This is a genomic window from Marisediminitalea sp. (genome assembly GCF_984433645.1).
This window is the reverse complement of the sequence record NZ_CFIDRX010000003.1, coordinates 29,620-44,987: the sequence shown is the minus strand read 5'-3', so window position 1 is coordinate 44,987 and position 15,368 is coordinate 29,620. Positions and strand designations below refer to the sequence as shown.

Here is a 15,368-nt window from a genome sequence, read left to right as displayed (position 1 = left end):
TACATGACGCAATAAACCGTCAAAACACGGATAAATACCCAACATCTTCCCTGATGTATAAGTTTATCTTAACAGCATTATTAGCAAATGCATTCACTAATTATTTCAAATATATAGCATCTTATTGCGAAACTACTCACCCTTCACATAAGGCGTTTCAGCATCCAGTTTTTCGAGTTCGTGCGTACGCTTCAGCGGCGAGCCGGTATGGCGAGCCATCCAGTAGTAAGCTGTAGGAACGATGTATAAAGTCAGAAATGCTGACACTAATACACCGGCAAAAATCACCATGCCTATCGCCATTCGACTCTCGGCTCCTGGCCCGGAGGCCAGTACCAGAGGAATACTGCTGAACACGGTTGTAAAGCCGGTCATCACAATCGGGCGAAGACGTAATGCCGATGCTTTACGCAGCGCTGATTCGAACTCCTCCCCCGCATCGCGAAGCTGATTGGCAAATTCGACGATGAGTATGCCATTTTTGGCTGCCAGCCCTATAAGCATGACAAGGCCAATCTGGCTGTAAATATTCAGTGTCATGTCGGCAAAGAAAATACCAATAAACGCACCGAGCAGTGCCAGCGGCACGGTCATCATGATCACCAGCGGATGTACCCAGCTCTCAAACTGAGCGGCCAGAATGAGATACGTAATAGACAAAGCCAGCAAGAACACGAAGATAAACGAGTTCCCTGACTCCTGATAAAGCTGAGACTCGCCTTTGTAGTCAACCGACACTGAATCCGGTAATTCGGTCTCGACAATGTTATTGAGGTAATCCAACGCTTCGCCCAAGGAATAGTCGTTTGCCAGGTTTGCTGAAATCGTCACCGAGCGCATGCGGTTGTAACGATTTAACTGCGCTGACGTAGCTGACTCAGTAAAACTCAATAAGTTGTCCAGCGGGATCAACTGGCCGGTATACCCCGAGCGCACATAGAGGTTTTCGATGCTGTTAGGACTGCGGAAAGCTGACTCTTCACCTTCAAGGATCACATCGTATTCTTCACCACGGTCAAGGAAAGTCGATACCCTGCGCTGTCCCAACATTGTTTCAAGCGTTCTGCCTACATCACTAATAGACACGCCTAAGTCGGCGGCACGGTCGCGATCGATCTCAATAAGTAACTGCGGTGATGTGGATTTATAATCAGAATCTAATCGCAATAGTTTAGGGTTTTCTGAGGCTTTCTCGATCAGGATATCCCGCCATTCCGCGAGGTTTTCGTAGGTGTCGCCTTGTAGCACGAACTGTACTGGGCGGTTAAATCCACCGCCCCCTAGTCCGGAGCGCATAATAGCAAAAGCGCGTACATCGGGGATTACGTTTAGACGTTCGCTGATCTCATCCATGATCTCAAATGAACTGCGATCTCGCTGATCCCAAGGGACTACGCCAACAATGACAATACCGGCACGCCCACCCCACCCGGGAGCACGTACCAATACACGGTCCAACTCACCGGCTTCACGATATTCCATGACAATATCTTCAATCTGCTTCAGGCTGCGCGAATTACTTTCAAAACTGGCACCTTCCTGCGACTGCATGATGATAAAGAAATTACTGCGGTCCTCTTTCGGGGTAAATTCATTGGGTATACGTTCGCTAAGCTGGTAAATAGCCACAACCGCAAAAGCCAGCAATAGCACCATCATAAACGGCTGATGAATGGTTTTCCCTAAGCTCCCATGATAGCCCGACTCCAGTTTCTTAAAGCGACTATCCAGCCAGTTGCCAAATCCGGAACGCTCACTCTTCTTCAACAGTATTGAGCCGAGCATTGGCGACAGGGTCAATGCCGTCACACTTGAGAATGCCACGGCAGCGGCAATAGCGAGGGCAAATTCAGTGAACAAACGCCCCACATTGCCATCCAGAAATACCAGCGGTACAAATACCGATATCAGTACCAGCGTAGTCGCGATAACCGCAAAACCCACTTCCCGGGTTCCTCGGTAAGCAGCCAGTAACGGCGCTTCGCCCATTTCAATGCGGCGGTGAATATTCTCCAATACCACAATAGCATCATCCACCACCAGGCCAATGGCTAAAACCATGGCTAACAAGGTCAGTAAGTTGATGGAAAACCCAAGCGCCAGCATTACAATGAACGCTGCTATTAACGACACCGGCACGGTCACTGCCGGAATCAACGTAGCACTTACATTGCCCAGGAATAAGTAAATCACCACAATGACCAGCAACATGGCGATACCCAGGGTGTTGTATACTTCTGAGATTGATTGTTCGATAAACACCGACGAGTCATAGCTCGGCACAATAAAAATGTTGTCTGGCAATGACTGTTCGATTCGGGCGATTTGCTCTCTGGCCGCACGAGCAACATCCAGCGTATTGGCCTTGGATTGCTTGATAATCCCCAGGCCAATCATATTTACGCCGTCACCACGGAACTCGGTTTCATCGTCTACCGCTGCTAGTTCGACTTTAGCCACATCCCCCAATCGTACAAGGTATCCATCGTCGCCAATGGCTACCGTTAACGCTGCAAAATCATCCGGTGTTAAGAAACTTCTGGCAACACGTACCTCAAAGTCCCGGTTAAACGACTCTACCTGTCCGGCTGGTAGCTCCACGTTTTCAGAACGGATCACCGACTCGACGTCTGCTACCGTAACCCCGCGAGCCGCCATGGATGTTCTGTCTAACCATACTTTCATGGCGTAGGTACGGCCGCCACCAATGCGCACTCGGGCGACCCCGTTTACGATGGACAGTCTGTCGACCAGATAACGCTCAGCGTAATCAGTTAACTCCATAGTATTTAAATTGGTACTGCGAAGGTTAAACCACATTACCGGTTGTTCGTCGGAGTTTGACTTGGACACCTCGGGAGGATCAGCCTGATCAGGCAGGTTGTTGAGTGCACGACTGACGCGTTCACGTACATCGTTAGATGCAGCGTCGATGTCACGGGATAATTCAAACTCGATGGTAATGTCGGAACGTCCGTTCCGGCTGGTCGACGTAATATTTTTAATTCCCTCGATACCGCTAATGCGATCTTCCAGCAACTGCGTAATGCGGGTTTCGACAATATTCGCAGATGCGCCCGGATAGTTGGTACTAATACTTACAATCGGCGGATCGATATCGGGGTATTCACGCAAAGACAGCATCGAAAAAGACACAATGCCGAAAATAATGAGAAGCAGATTAACTACCGAGGCAAAAACCGGGCGTTTTACCGAAACGTCAGACAGCCACATCAATCAGCTCTCCTGCGTTGGTTGATTTAACACCTTCACTAACGAGCCATCGCGAACCCGTAGTGTGCCTTCTGTGATGATGTGTTCACCTGATGCAAGTCCGCTCACTACCTGAACCCAGCCCGGGCGGCGCTCGCCAATCAGGATTTCACGTTCGGCCACAAGGTTGTCTTCGCCGACCACGTACACAAATTGTTTATCACCATTCGGCACCAGGGCTTCTTCAGGTACCACCAGCGTGTCAAGTACCTGCTTTTCAATGGTGACGCTCATTAACATCCCCGGACGTAAATCTGCACTGGCATTGTTGATCATTGCCCGCGCCAGAATCGACCGCGTTACCGGGTCGATACGAGAATCAATCGCCGTGATTTCGCCCATAAACTCACGACCAGGATACGCCACCGACGTCGCAGTCACTTTTTGACCTACCGCCATACTGGCTAAATGATTTTCAGCGACGTTGAAGTCAACTTTAATAATGCTGATATCGTCCAGCGTGGTGATTTCATCGGCGGGACGAACCAAAGAACCGACACTGACCCGACGAATGCCCAGCTTTCCGCTGAATGGCGCACGAATTTGCAGGTCGGCCAATTGCGCATTGGCTACAGCAATTTGCGCTTCCAGCGATTTAACTAATGCTTGTTGCTCATCCAGCAGTTGCTGTGACGCGGCGCTGGTCTTGGCCAGATTTTTAATCCGGGTTAGCTGGCGCTTTGCTTCGTCTAGACTCACCTGTAACTGGGCTACACGCGCCACTTCTTCAGTATCATTAAGCTGAACCAGTAATTGCCCCTGCTCGACGGTATCACCATCGTCAAACTTTACCTGAGTGACGGTATCGGTGACCTGCGCAGTGAGAGTTACAGACTCGTTGGCGTTAGCGGTGCCCAATGCGTCTATGGTAACGGGAAACAAACGGTGCTCGACAGTGAAAACTTTCACAGGTGTGGCGCGCTGTGCAACCGCTTGCGCAACGTTGTCTTCAGGCCAGTTTAAAAACGCTAATAAACCTATCATCAAGACAACACCGAAGAGTAACGGTGACAGCTTTTTACCCATTGCCATAATAAACCCTGTTATACTGCACCCTCGCTGGCACGTAGCCATGGGCACCTGTTGTTAAAAACATGCAAAATCACTTACTAATTCTACCGAAACATCAGAATCGCGGATCGCTTTTAACAGCGTTTTTCGTAGTTTTAACGCTTTTCGGCTGCACGCCCTCCTCGCCTTCCGCACCATTTTGCCGAACGGCGGCGGAATCGCTCACCATCGATTCGACAGCGACAGGTGCTGCGTGTCTTGTAAGGACTGAAGGTTACGTCTTGCTCATTCGTCATCGTTTAACCGGAAAGCTGGACTTTCCGGCAGGCGGTCGCAACGAAGGTGAGTCACTTCAGTGCACAGCGCACCGTGAAGCCTGGGAAGAAACCGGGTTCAATGTTGAAGTTGGCGAACAACTCGCAACAACGGCATCTGGTATGCCCATCTTTAACTGTATCGCAGACGAATCACTTGCCCGACTGCCAGCCACATTCGACGCACCGGACTGGGCCGCTCTGGAAGTCATTCAACTTGAAAAGACCGACCCTTTTCTACTGAACAAGAACGCCCTGCGTTTTGCCGATGACCTTATCCCCTTGCGCGATGCCTATGTAAAAGCGGGCAAACAAGCCAAGTAAGCTCAATAACGCCGCCATAGTAACTTTGCTCTGGCGCAAACTTTTGACACTTAACCGGTGATTATTTGTGATCCGGCTGTACATTTTTCTGGTAGCACTTCTACAATTAAAACACCTGTTTATATTTACCTACATCACGCTTGATCGAACGGGATCGCATTGCTGCGCGCTGGCGCAGATTGTTATCGCTACATCAGGGGTTAATACGGTTCACATTAGGAGAAGGCTATGCCTGGCTACATTCCACCACTCGCAGACTTTGGTTTTTTACTGCGCGACTGGTTAACGATAAATGAACACTATGCGGCACTGGGGTTAGAAGATTTTGATGCAGACCTCGCGATGGAAGTTGTGGAACAAGGCGGTAAATTTGCTGCCGATGTCGTGGCCCCGTTAAACCGGGAAGGCGATGAACAAGGTTGTCGCCTGGCTGACGGTAAAGTAACTACACCAGAGGGCTTTGCAGCAGCGTATCACAGCTATGTCGAAAATGGCTGGAACGCCATGTTAGGCGACGTTAATTACGGTGGACAAGGCTTGCCCTACTCGATGGCAGTGCCGGTTCACGAAATGTTGAATTCCGCCAACCTGAGCTGGCGCCTGACGACTATGTTAACCGAAAGTGCCGTGCTGGCGATTAGCAAACACGCCAGTGAATCACTAAAAGCAACCTACCTCGAGAAACTGGTAACCGGTGAATGGACAGGGACTATGAACCTGACGGAACCGCACGCTGGTACAGACTTAAGCTTGCTGTCTACCAAAGCCGAACCCAATGAGGACGGCAGCTTTACCATTACCGGAAGCAAAATCTTTATCACGGCCGGAGACCATGACTGGACCGATAATATTATTCATATGGTCTTAGCCAGACTCCCGGATGCCCCACCGGGCGTAAAAGGGATCAGTTTGTTTCTGGTGCCTAAATTTTTACTCGACGCTAACGGTACCCCTGACAAACCCAACGCACTGGGCCCGAGTGCCATTGAGAAAAAGATGGGTATCAAGGCCAGTCCCACCTGCGTTATGAACTTTGACGGTGCTACCGGCTGGCTGATTGGCGAAGCTAATCAGGGGCTCGCATGTATGTTTACCATGATGAACGATGCGCGTTTTCAGGTTGGACTGGAAGGCCTGGGCGCCACAGAAGCTGCCTTTCAGGGCGCGTTGACCTATGCACGGGAACGCCTTCAATCACGAGCCCCTCAGGGTGTCCAGCAACCAGACGACAAAGCCGATGCAATCATTCATCAACCTGATGTTGCGCGTATGCTGCTAACACAAAAAGCCTTTGCAGAGGGCTGCCGCGCTCTGGCTATGCTATATGCGAAATACATGGATATTGCACACCTCGCAGACGATGAGCGTCGCGACGAGGCAGAAGCCATACTACAGTTCTTAACCCCGGTGTGTAAGGCGTTCATGACTGACACAGGACTAGAGTCTACTAGTCTGGGGATTCAGGTATTTGGCGGCCATGGCTACATTCGTGAGTGGGGCATGGAGCAACTTATGCGTGATGTGCGCATTGCCATGCTGTACGAGGGAACCAATGGTATTCAGGCACTGGATTTAATTGGTAGAAAACTGACCCGTGACAAGCAAGGTATGCTGGACACCACCTATCGCGCTCTCGATACCCTGGTGCACGATATTGAACAACCGCTGACCAAACAAGCAGCCGAACAATTGCTGAATGATTGGTATATCACGTCGCAGGCCGTTAAGGACTTTGATGCAGTTAATGCCGCCAGCGGCGCGTGTGACTATCTGCATTACACGGGTTATGCCTTGCTTGGCGTACTGTGGTATTCCATGGCAGATGCAGCCAGCCGCTGTGATAACCCCAACATTTCAGAAGGTAAACAGAAAACCTGCAAGTTTTATATCGAGCGCTTGTTACCGCGTATGCAGGGGCACAAAGCCGCGCTGTTTTCCGGCGCGTCGAACTTGCTGGATATCAGCGGAAGTGAATTCGACTATTTGTAAATCTGCCGATGTGCTGACTAGTCATCGTTAGCACCAACGGCGCATATCGAAGCAGAAATAAAAAAGCCGCTCATTTAACAATGAGCGGCTTTTTGTTGCGTATTAATCAGTGTTAGTTATCTCACTGCACAACGAGCACGTGTGCAGCTGCGACGCAGTAGTAACCCGTCAACAATATTCACAACACCGTCGCCGTTTATGTCGTTAGCAGCATCGAACGGCTTTCTGGTAAGAATGGCACGCATGATCAGAATAAAGTCCATGCGGTCAATGTCACCATCGCCATCCAAATCGCCCTTCAGTACCGAAGACAACGACAGACCGATAAGCAGCGGATCGTGGTCAGACGTACGGTAGGGTGTGGTTCCGTCGAAGATATCTGTCGGACGGCCGAAGTCAGTGTTGTAATCCAACGCGTCGGCTTCGTCTGAGTTGATATTCCATGAGGTTGCACCGGTGATTTGCTCCATGAGTGAGGCTGACGCCAGACCATGGTCCAGATTTCCTGCAAAACCGTCGAACACGTAAGAATAATGAGCTTCACCATCCGTTACATTGGTATAACCGTTAGACGTTAACTCAACAATCGGATCTTCCATGCTGTAGGCATTCAGGTCACCGATGATCAGGATGTCATCATCGCTTACCCCTGTTGGATACGTGGCTAACCACTTGTGAAGCGCTTCAGCAGCCTGAGTGCGACGCTCATTCCAGTTACCCGCACCATCATTCGCATCGGCGTTACCACCTGAACCAGAACCGCCTTTAGATTTAAAGTGGTTAACTGACACAGTGAACACTTCCGACGTCGCTTTCTCCGTGAAGCTCACAGTCAAGCTTGGGCGGCTGGTTGATGAACCGTCAAATACAGGCGCGTAATCACTTAATCCCAAACCAGCCAGTTGACTGTCGTCAAGGATTGCAATGCTGCTGCCAGCAGTGACTTCTACCGTGTCAGCACAGTAAAGGAAGCCGACTGCAATCGCATCAGTACCAACGCGCTGCTGCGGGTCAACATACTGGTAATCACTACAGGCGGAGCCCGCTTGATTCAATGCGTTAACCAGCGACGCCATTGCGCTGTTCTGACCTTCGACAATGTCATTCTCAATTTCAATCACGCCCAGTACGTCAGCATCCAACGCCGTAATTGCAGTGACTGTTTTCTGTAATTGACGATCGTACTCTTCGGTGTTGTCAGCGCCGCGACAGTCACCAGTACCGCCACCCAGGTAGCAGTTGTTTCCGAAGGTGTTGAAGAAGTTCAGCAGGTTAAAGCTCGCCACCTGAATCGAACCACCCACATCCGGACGATCTTTGCGAGACTCTGGACGCGTAAACACTGGCTCAACAGTCGGCATCAGACGGTACATTTCATCACCTGAACCGCCGCTACCACGACGATAGCTGATAACACCTGTCAGGTTGGTAACTTCATCACTCATTCGCACGGTATTAGCCGTTGTTAAACCAGGTGCCGGGAAACGAATGGGCGATGGATTCTGGATACTAAAGCCATCGTCCAGCATCAAACGATTCGCTGCAGCGGAAGCAACGTAAGCAGCATAGCCTTCAACCGATGGCGTCATGATTTCAGTGTATTGCACCTGGCGGCCTTCGCTGCTCAGCAGGATTTCACCGAAACGGTCCAGATTGTAAAGCTCGGTAACGGCAAGGGTTTGCGCGAACACAACCTGCATACCTTCGTAAGCTTCCAGATCTGCAATGGCTTCACCACCAGAGTTAGTAGTCGTCGCCAGTGGCAAGGTTACAATTGCTGGCGAAGGCAATGTATTGCCCGAAGACACAACCTGTACTGAACCAGACTGCACATCCAGCTGGGTGTCGCCGAAGTACTCGTCAACGGTTCCTACCAGATAAACTTTATCGCCTACAGCCACGTCAACTGCTGGAGAGCTACCGTCAAATACGAACAAGCCTTCCGACGTTGATGAATCTGCATCGGCATCCGCATCTTCTTCCTGAACGAAGAAGCCGCGTAAATCGCCATCTGTGCCGCTGCCACTTTGATGGTCTGCCACAACAATGGCTTCAATAGCGACTTGGGCGTTGATAAGAGGACTTGACGAACCACTGCCCTGCACTTCACTGATTTTAACCAACGTAACTTCACCGCCAGTACCGCCGTCACCACCGTCGTTGCCACCACAAGTCGCACCAACTGACGCATCAAAGGTTTGACCCGCGTTAATTTCTCCCGGTGAAGACGTTGCCGGACCACTCCATGAGAAGTGACAGACTTCACTGCCGGTGCCAGTTAACTGAACAGACTCGGTGGACAGTGTTGAGCCCGTTTCTGCAACACCAATATCGGTAGCAGTCACACCAGACGCGCTTCCGCCTGTCGCGGTCAGTTCGCCTTCATAGCTAATGAAATCGATTAACTCGCCGTTGTAACTCAGTGCGACGCCATCAGGTGCACCGTTTTGAATACCGGAAATATACTCGGCAACAGTTCCAAAACCACCAGCTTGCTCCGGGATTGTGCCAGACAGCGCAACAGTTTTATAAACACCGCCACCGTTACCATTGTATAACTCAATGCTAACACCGGTCAGGTCAGTGCCCGCAGGACCCGCGATCTCAACAAATTCACCCACATCCGAACTGGCATTATCGTAATGCAGCTCGTTAATGAATAGTTTAGCCACATCACCCGTGCCCGGAGTTGGTTCTTCTGGCTCTTCAGGTTCTTCTGGCGTTCCGCCGCCTACACCATCGAAAGTTTGCGAAGCATTGGTGTTGTCTGGCGTTTCACCACCGGCGATCCAGGTAAAGTCGCTGTAACGCGTACCAGTACCACTCAATTGCAAAGACTGACCAATCGCTGTTGAAGAGGTTTCCGCGATACCAATATCAGTACTGTCTGTACCCACGGCGGCACCCGCAGTTGCACTCACTACCCCTTCGTAACTCAGGAACTGAATAACTTCGCCAGTTGCTGACACCAGAGCCATGCCGTCTGGCGCCCCGTTTTGAATAGAGCTCGGGTAGTAAGCAATAGTGCCGAACCCATTGCCGTTGTCTGGCAGTGCACCCGACAACACGATGGTGTTATAAACTGTGCCGTTGCTGCCGTTATATAATTCAATGGTCATCCCGGTCAGGTCTAAACCTGCAGTCCCGGCGATTTCGATGAACTCACCGACATCGCCGCCTGCGTTGTCGTAATGAATTTCATTAAAAAAGACAACTTCATTACCCGTAAAAGTTTGACCTTCGTTAACAGCATCTTTTGTAGCCGTGGTAAATGCCTGCCAGGTAAAATCGCTGTATTGGGCGCCGGTTCCGGTTAACTGCAGCGACGCACCTGCCGGCGTGCTGCTGGACTGGCTAACACCAATGTCCACACTGGTAAGTCCGGATAAAACACCAGCCGTTGCGGTAAAGCTACCTTCGTAACTTAAGAACTGAATAACATTACTGCTGGCATCGACCAGCGCAACACCATCCGGGGCGCCGTTCTGAATACCAGACACGTCGATTGCATAGGTACCAAAACCGTTGCCCATATCAGCAACCAAACCAACCAGTTCACGGCTGTTGTATTGCGTACCATTGCTACCATTATAAAAGAGCACTTTGTAGCCGGTTAAGTCGGTACCAGCAGGCGCTACGACTTCGACGAACTCGCCAACGTCGCCACCTGAATTGTCGTAATGAAGTTCATTGATGAAGATATCGGTTGCGAAAACCTGTGACGCCCACATCGCGCTGATGAGAGCGGGATACTTTATTTTCATTGTTGTTCCTTGGAAGCCAGTTATCCTAATTCTTATCGTTAGGTGTGTGTGTTTCGGGCCTGTAAAATTATCAGCAGCAAGTGACAACATTGTGACACCTGTACTAATGGTACAAGTTAAGAGATTTTCCCTTATCTATCAATTATTAGTATTTGTAAACGGACCAGACGGTCTGGTCAAAAACAAGAAAAAAGTGTAAAAATAGCTGACACATTAATGACGAAAAACCGAACGTTTTTTGAGCACCAAAAAACGGGTATGTATAAGAAATAAACAGTTATCAGTCAGGCTAATTTGGGGAGAAAACGTAAAAAAAGCTGACACCATCCGAAATCAATGGTTAAGAATATTTTTTGTGGAAATGTGGTAAGACCAATAGAAATGGTTATAAGCGTGGCGCCAGAACGGCGCCACAATACAGAATCTGAAATCAGGATTTGACTAATGAGTCAGCAAATTCTTTGTCAAACCAGCGCTTTAGCATGACTTTTTCATAGCGCAATGCATCATTATGGCGGATGTTCGTTGCACGATTCATAAAAGCCATGTCTTTTAATGACACATCCGCCGTTTTAATCACTTCATCGTTTTCAGTAAGTGAGTAACTAAATGTCATTCTGGGAATATCCAGGTCTCTGATTATGCGGATATCCACTGCCCCACCGCCAAACGTTGGCCAAACATGCCCGGCCAAATCCACATTGGTCACATTTATCGACAGTTGCTGCCCTTCTGGCAATGACTCAGCCAGCTCTTCAAAATATTCGCCGAGTTCCCGCATTACACGGTTGCGAAACCGTACCCGGGATTCATTACTTGGGCGTACGTCTGTGTATGACTTGGGATCTTCCCAGGTTATTTCTACATTACTGGTTTGGGCGTCGTTGCCGTCAGCTTCAGTACCAGCCACAGCGGCCAGAGAACACGCTGCGGTTGCAGACAATAATAAAGTTGTAGCCAGTTTACGCATGATCGCTCTCCCGTTCTGAAAATCAGACTTCTCAACAAGCACCTCGAACTCTACTACCAAAGTGTATGTTTTCGGCTTCCAGTGTCAACTATTTATCCTTAACAGAACATGAACGAGTAGCATATTGCTCTATTGGGTTATTTCGACGCTGTCAAACGCTCTTCCCCACTGCCCTGATAATACAATGGCGACTGTTTTATTTCCTGACAGAATAAATGCAGAGTCGCGCCGTACACATAAGGGTTACGATCATCATTCACACAATAATTGTCATAAAACTTTATGAGTTGCAGGCGTGACGACAGAATGGTTGCAACATACTCTTGTTGATAAGGACGCATAGCGTCGATTTGACCTTGCAGGTTGGCAGAAATATCCGCGAGTTGTTCGCGTTCTTCTCGTTGGGCAATTTCGGTCATCCATTCACTTACAGTCTCCTGCACATCTGACAGCAAATACTGAACAAATGGCAGCTGTAAAATCACCACCAACACCGCGACTTCTAAAGCGATGGCAAATGAACGAAACATGTGAGTATTGGTCTCCAGTTATAAGCATCAGGTTACCTGGAAAAATCAGCGCGCTGATGCGCGCCTCAAAACATATAGCCAGGTCAACGGTATTGACTCTATTACATTCTCTCACCTGAATACGTTGTTTGATTTATACCTAGTTATAGTTTTCTTCAATAACCGGTAAATCGTTCACGGTCAGAGCACCTTATAATTTCAGCGACACAGCGCATAAGCTGGCCACAAGCACTGCGCTATTGATACCATTGTGGCATAGAGGGAACGATGCGCTTGGTCTACACTTAAGTCATGACCAACAGCAAGCCTCTGACTTACCAGTCTGCTTCGCAAGCTAATCTGAACACAGTGGACTTGATCTATATTAATTAAAATTAATATGTTGTTGGTATACTGCTGCCGCATTCTTCGATTTCTGTTTTAAAAAAGGTAGTCAAATGAACGATGAAATTCCGGTGAAAAACGTTACTCCGGTAAAAGTTCACAAACCCGAGGGGAGTAAAGAGGCAAAGAAATACACGCCTCGCAGCCGTATTTACGTACGAGCGGTTCAAGGACCTCTTGAGAACTTCAGGCGTTTATTTGGTTTCTTCTTTATTGCCATATTTGCGGTTTTTCCGTGGATTCAATACGACGGTCATCAGGCAATACTGCTGGATATTATTGACCAACGCTTTACGATCTTCTCGCTAACACTGTGGCCTCAAGACCTGACATTGCTGGCTTACATCTTTATTGTCTCTGCCTTTGCCCTGTTCTTCGTTACCACCTTTGCCGGTCGTGTTTGGTGTGGCTTTATGTGTCCGCAAACCACCTGGACTTATATTTACGTGTGGTTTGAAGAAAAATTTGAGGGCAATCGCAACAAGCGTATCAAACTTGACGAACGCCCCATGGATGCTGACAAGTTTCTGCGCAAAACGGCTAAACATACTGCCTGGGTCCTGGTAGCCCTGTTAACGGCCTTAACGTTTGTTGGCTACTTTACCCCTATCGGCCCGCTTTTCATTGACTTCTTTACGTTTAACGCGAGCTTCTGGGCAACGTTTTCTATACTGTTTTTTACCGTTTGTACTTACGGCAATGCCGGCTGGATGCGCGAAATCATGTGCACGCACATGTGCCCTTACGCCCGCTTCCAGTCTGCTATGTTCGACAAAGATACCTTTACGGTTTCCTATGATCCTACCCGGGGCGAGAAGCGCGGCCCGCGCCCTCGTAAACTGGCGCACACTGATTTGGCAGAAAAAGGCCTGGGAGACTGTATTGACTGCAACTTGTGTGTGCAGGTGTGCCCGACCGGCATCGATATTCGCAACGGTCTGCAATATGAGTGTATAAACTGCGGTGCGTGTGTGGATGCCTGTAACGGCGTAATGGAAAAAATGGACTACCCCAAGGGCCTGATCAGCTTTACCTCTGAGCATCAGCTCAATGGTGGCACCACACATATCGTGCGCCCCAAACTCATTGGGTACTTTGTGGTTCTGCTGGTGATGGTAGGGCTGCTGATCGCCGACATTGCCACCCGTATTCCGCTTGAAGTTGATATTATTCGCGACCGCAACTCCCTGTACCGCGAAAATAACGACGGCTTAATTGAAAATGTTTACACCTTGAAAGTACTCAACAAATCCCAGACTGAGTATACCTATACGATCAAGGTCGAAGGCTTGCCAGAGTACGAATTTATTGGCGAACAGGTCGTCACTGTGGATGGGGGTGAAGTGTTTAGTCTACCGGTATCCATCGCAACCGATCCGTACAACCTTGACGGCCGGGTTACCGAAATCTACTTCCATGTCTCGACTACCGACCAGGATAGCAGTATCGTAGAGGTCCTTGAACCAACGAAATTCCTCTATCGGTAACCAATTATTCTGTGAGTGACTTTACTTTTTCTGCGCTGTCACCCGATACCATACTTGCCGCACTTGAACAGTGCGGCATTTTTCCACAGTCGGGCCTGCTGGCGTTAAACAGCTATGAAAACCGCGTTTATCAGTTCGTTAGCGATGAACAACAACGCTTTGTTGTGAAATTCTACCGGCCCCAGCGCTGGACAGACGAGCAAATTCTGGAAGAACACCAGTTCAGTCAGGAACTGGCCGACGCTGAAATTCCCATTATTGCCCCCTGCATCCACAACGGTCAGTCGCTGCATTACGCAGAGCAATATCGTTTTGCCCTTTTCCCGTCTGCCGGTGGGCGTCAGTTTGAGCTGGACAACCTGGATCATCTGGAATGGATGGGACGGTTTATCGGGCGCATGCATAAGGTCGCGGGCAGCAAGGCTTTTGCACATCGCCCTACCCTGACCACGGAAAGCTATTTAACCCGTCCGCGCCAAACCCTGGAAAACAGTGAGCTGCTTCCCGACGGCTTAAAGACTGCTTTTTTTACCATTCTTGATCAGGTTATTGCGCTTACAGAAGAGCAGTATCATCCAACCAGTGCCATTCGACTGCATGGTGATTGCCATGCGGGTAACATCCTGTGGCGTGATGGACCGACCTTTGTCGATATGGACGATTGCCGAATGGGCCCGGCGGTGCAGGATTTATGGATGATGTTAAGCGGTGATCGCCCTCAGCAAATGCTGCAATTAGAAACCATGCTCGACGCATACGAAGAATTCTGTGATTTCGACAACCGCGAACTGGCGTTAATCGAACCGCTGCGCGCCATGCGTATGATTCACTACATGGCCTGGCTGTCGGATCGCTGGCAAGACCCTGCATTTCCCCGAGCCTTCCCCTGGTTTGGTGAATTAAAATACTGGGAACAGCAGGTACTGGCGCTGAAGGAACAGTTTTCCGCCTTGCACGAACCGCCGTTGTCGCTGACACCGCAGTATTGATATCTGTCTGCCTGATGCCAGAAGCTTGTACGACATGCATTCTGGCATAATCGATTTACTTTTTATTCCATCCACTTATAATTGCCGCCAACACAGGTGCCCAGCCTTATACGCGCTGGGATAATCGGGAAGTAAGTTAAAGTCTTACGCTGCCCCCGCAACGGTAATCAAACAATCTCCATATTGTGTTCCCAACGTGCCACCGGCTTTGCCGGGAAGGCGGGACGCACGCCATAGCGTGTTTGAAAGCCCGGAGACCGGCCTGTGCAGGGCGATGCGAAATTAACGCATCGAAGTATTTATCTCGGCACTCGGTGGGAGTGCTAACAGAGA

9 protein-coding genes and 1 riboswitch are annotated in these 15,368 nt (G+C 49.4%); of the genes, 4 read left to right on the top strand and 5 right to left on the bottom strand.

Annotated elements, in window-relative coordinates:
• Positions 1–132: 132 nt before the first annotated feature.
• Together AC4MRN_RS00965 and AC4MRN_RS00960 are read right to left on the bottom strand one after the other, a co-directional pair.
• On the bottom strand, positions 133–3,234 hold the full coding sequence (locus AC4MRN_RS00965) for an efflux RND transporter permease subunit (protein WP_491202252.1): 3,102 nt from the start codon (positions 3,232–3,234) through the stop codon (positions 133–135).
• A gap of 3 nt (positions 3,235–3,237) precedes the next feature.
• Positions 3,238–4,305, bottom strand: coding sequence for an efflux RND transporter periplasmic adaptor subunit (locus AC4MRN_RS00960; RefSeq protein ID WP_370240536.1), 1,068 nt, complete (start codon positions 4,303–4,305; stop codon positions 3,238–3,240).
• A gap of 62 nt (positions 4,306–4,367) precedes the next feature.
• Here AC4MRN_RS00960 and AC4MRN_RS00955 point away from each other — a divergent pair, with 62 nt between their 5' ends.
• Together AC4MRN_RS00955 and AC4MRN_RS00950 are read left to right on the top strand one after the other, a co-directional pair.
• Positions 4,368–4,922, top strand: a complete 555-nt coding sequence (locus AC4MRN_RS00955; RefSeq protein ID WP_073320551.1) for an NUDIX hydrolase — start codon at positions 4,368–4,370, stop codon at positions 4,920–4,922.
• 228 nt (positions 4,923–5,150) lie between these two features.
• On the top strand, positions 5,151–6,911 hold the full coding sequence (locus tag AC4MRN_RS00950; protein ID WP_491202236.1) for an acyl-CoA dehydrogenase family protein: 1,761 nt from the start codon (positions 5,151–5,153) through the stop codon (positions 6,909–6,911).
• A gap of 116 nt (positions 6,912–7,027) precedes the next feature.
• Here AC4MRN_RS00950 and AC4MRN_RS00945 read toward each other — a convergent pair whose 3' ends face one another.
• The 3 genes from AC4MRN_RS00945 to AC4MRN_RS00935 form a co-directional block, all read right to left on the bottom strand.
• Positions 7,028–10,675, bottom strand: a complete 3,648-nt coding sequence (locus tag AC4MRN_RS00945; RefSeq protein WP_491202235.1) for an ExeM/NucH family extracellular endonuclease — start codon at positions 10,673–10,675, stop codon at positions 7,028–7,030.
• A 430-nt stretch (positions 10,676–11,105) separates the two neighbouring features.
• On the bottom strand, positions 11,106–11,645 hold the full coding sequence (locus AC4MRN_RS00940) for a DUF3016 domain-containing protein (protein ID WP_084526309.1): 540 nt from the start codon (positions 11,643–11,645) through the stop codon (positions 11,106–11,108).
• Positions 11,646–11,782: 137 nt separating this feature from the next.
• Positions 11,783–12,175, bottom strand: a complete 393-nt coding sequence (locus AC4MRN_RS00935) for a hypothetical protein (RefSeq protein ID WP_073320560.1) — start codon at positions 12,173–12,175, stop codon at positions 11,783–11,785.
• A 437-nt stretch (positions 12,176–12,612) separates the two neighbouring features.
• Here AC4MRN_RS00935 and ccoG point away from each other — a divergent pair, with 437 nt between their 5' ends.
• Positions 12,613–14,046 (top strand): cytochrome c oxidase accessory protein CcoG, encoded by a 1,434-nt coding sequence (ccoG, locus tag AC4MRN_RS00930; RefSeq protein ID WP_491202234.1) that lies wholly within the window; start codon positions 12,613–12,615, stop codon positions 14,044–14,046.
• 11 nt (positions 14,047–14,057) lie between these two features.
• Positions 14,058–15,035, top strand: coding sequence for a serine/threonine protein kinase (locus AC4MRN_RS00925; RefSeq protein ID WP_073320566.1), 978 nt, complete (start codon positions 14,058–14,060; stop codon positions 15,033–15,035).
• Between the two features lie 77 nt (positions 15,036–15,112).
• Positions 15,113–15,315, top strand: a riboswitch (cobalamin riboswitch).
• Positions 15,316–15,368: the final 53 nt, after the last annotated feature.

Bases quoted from the DNA above. Each gene is read 5' to 3' on its own strand.
- AC4MRN_RS00945 (WP_491202235.1), bottom strand. From the start codon at position 10,675: ATGAAAATAAAGTATCCCGCTCTCATCAGCGCGATGTGGGCGTCACAG.
- AC4MRN_RS00935 (WP_073320560.1), bottom strand. From the start codon at position 12,175: ATGTTTCGTTCATTTGCCATCGCTTTAGAAGTCGCGGTGTTGGTGGTG.
- AC4MRN_RS00965 (WP_491202252.1), bottom strand. From the start codon at position 3,234: ATGTGGCTGTCTGACGTTTCGGTAAAACGCCCGGTTTTTGCCTCGGTA.
- AC4MRN_RS00950 (WP_491202236.1), top strand. From the start codon at position 5,151: ATGCCTGGCTACATTCCACCACTCGCAGACTTTGGTTTTTTACTGCGC.
- AC4MRN_RS00955 (WP_073320551.1), top strand. From the start codon at position 4,368: ATGCAAAATCACTTACTAATTCTACCGAAACATCAGAATCGCGGATCG.
- ccoG (WP_491202234.1), top strand. From the start codon at position 12,613: ATGAACGATGAAATTCCGGTGAAAAACGTTACTCCGGTAAAAGTTCAC.
- AC4MRN_RS00940 (WP_084526309.1), bottom strand. From the start codon at position 11,645: ATGCGTAAACTGGCTACAACTTTATTATTGTCTGCAACCGCAGCGTGT.
- AC4MRN_RS00960 (WP_370240536.1), bottom strand. From the start codon at position 4,305: ATGGCAATGGGTAAAAAGCTGTCACCGTTACTCTTCGGTGTTGTCTTG.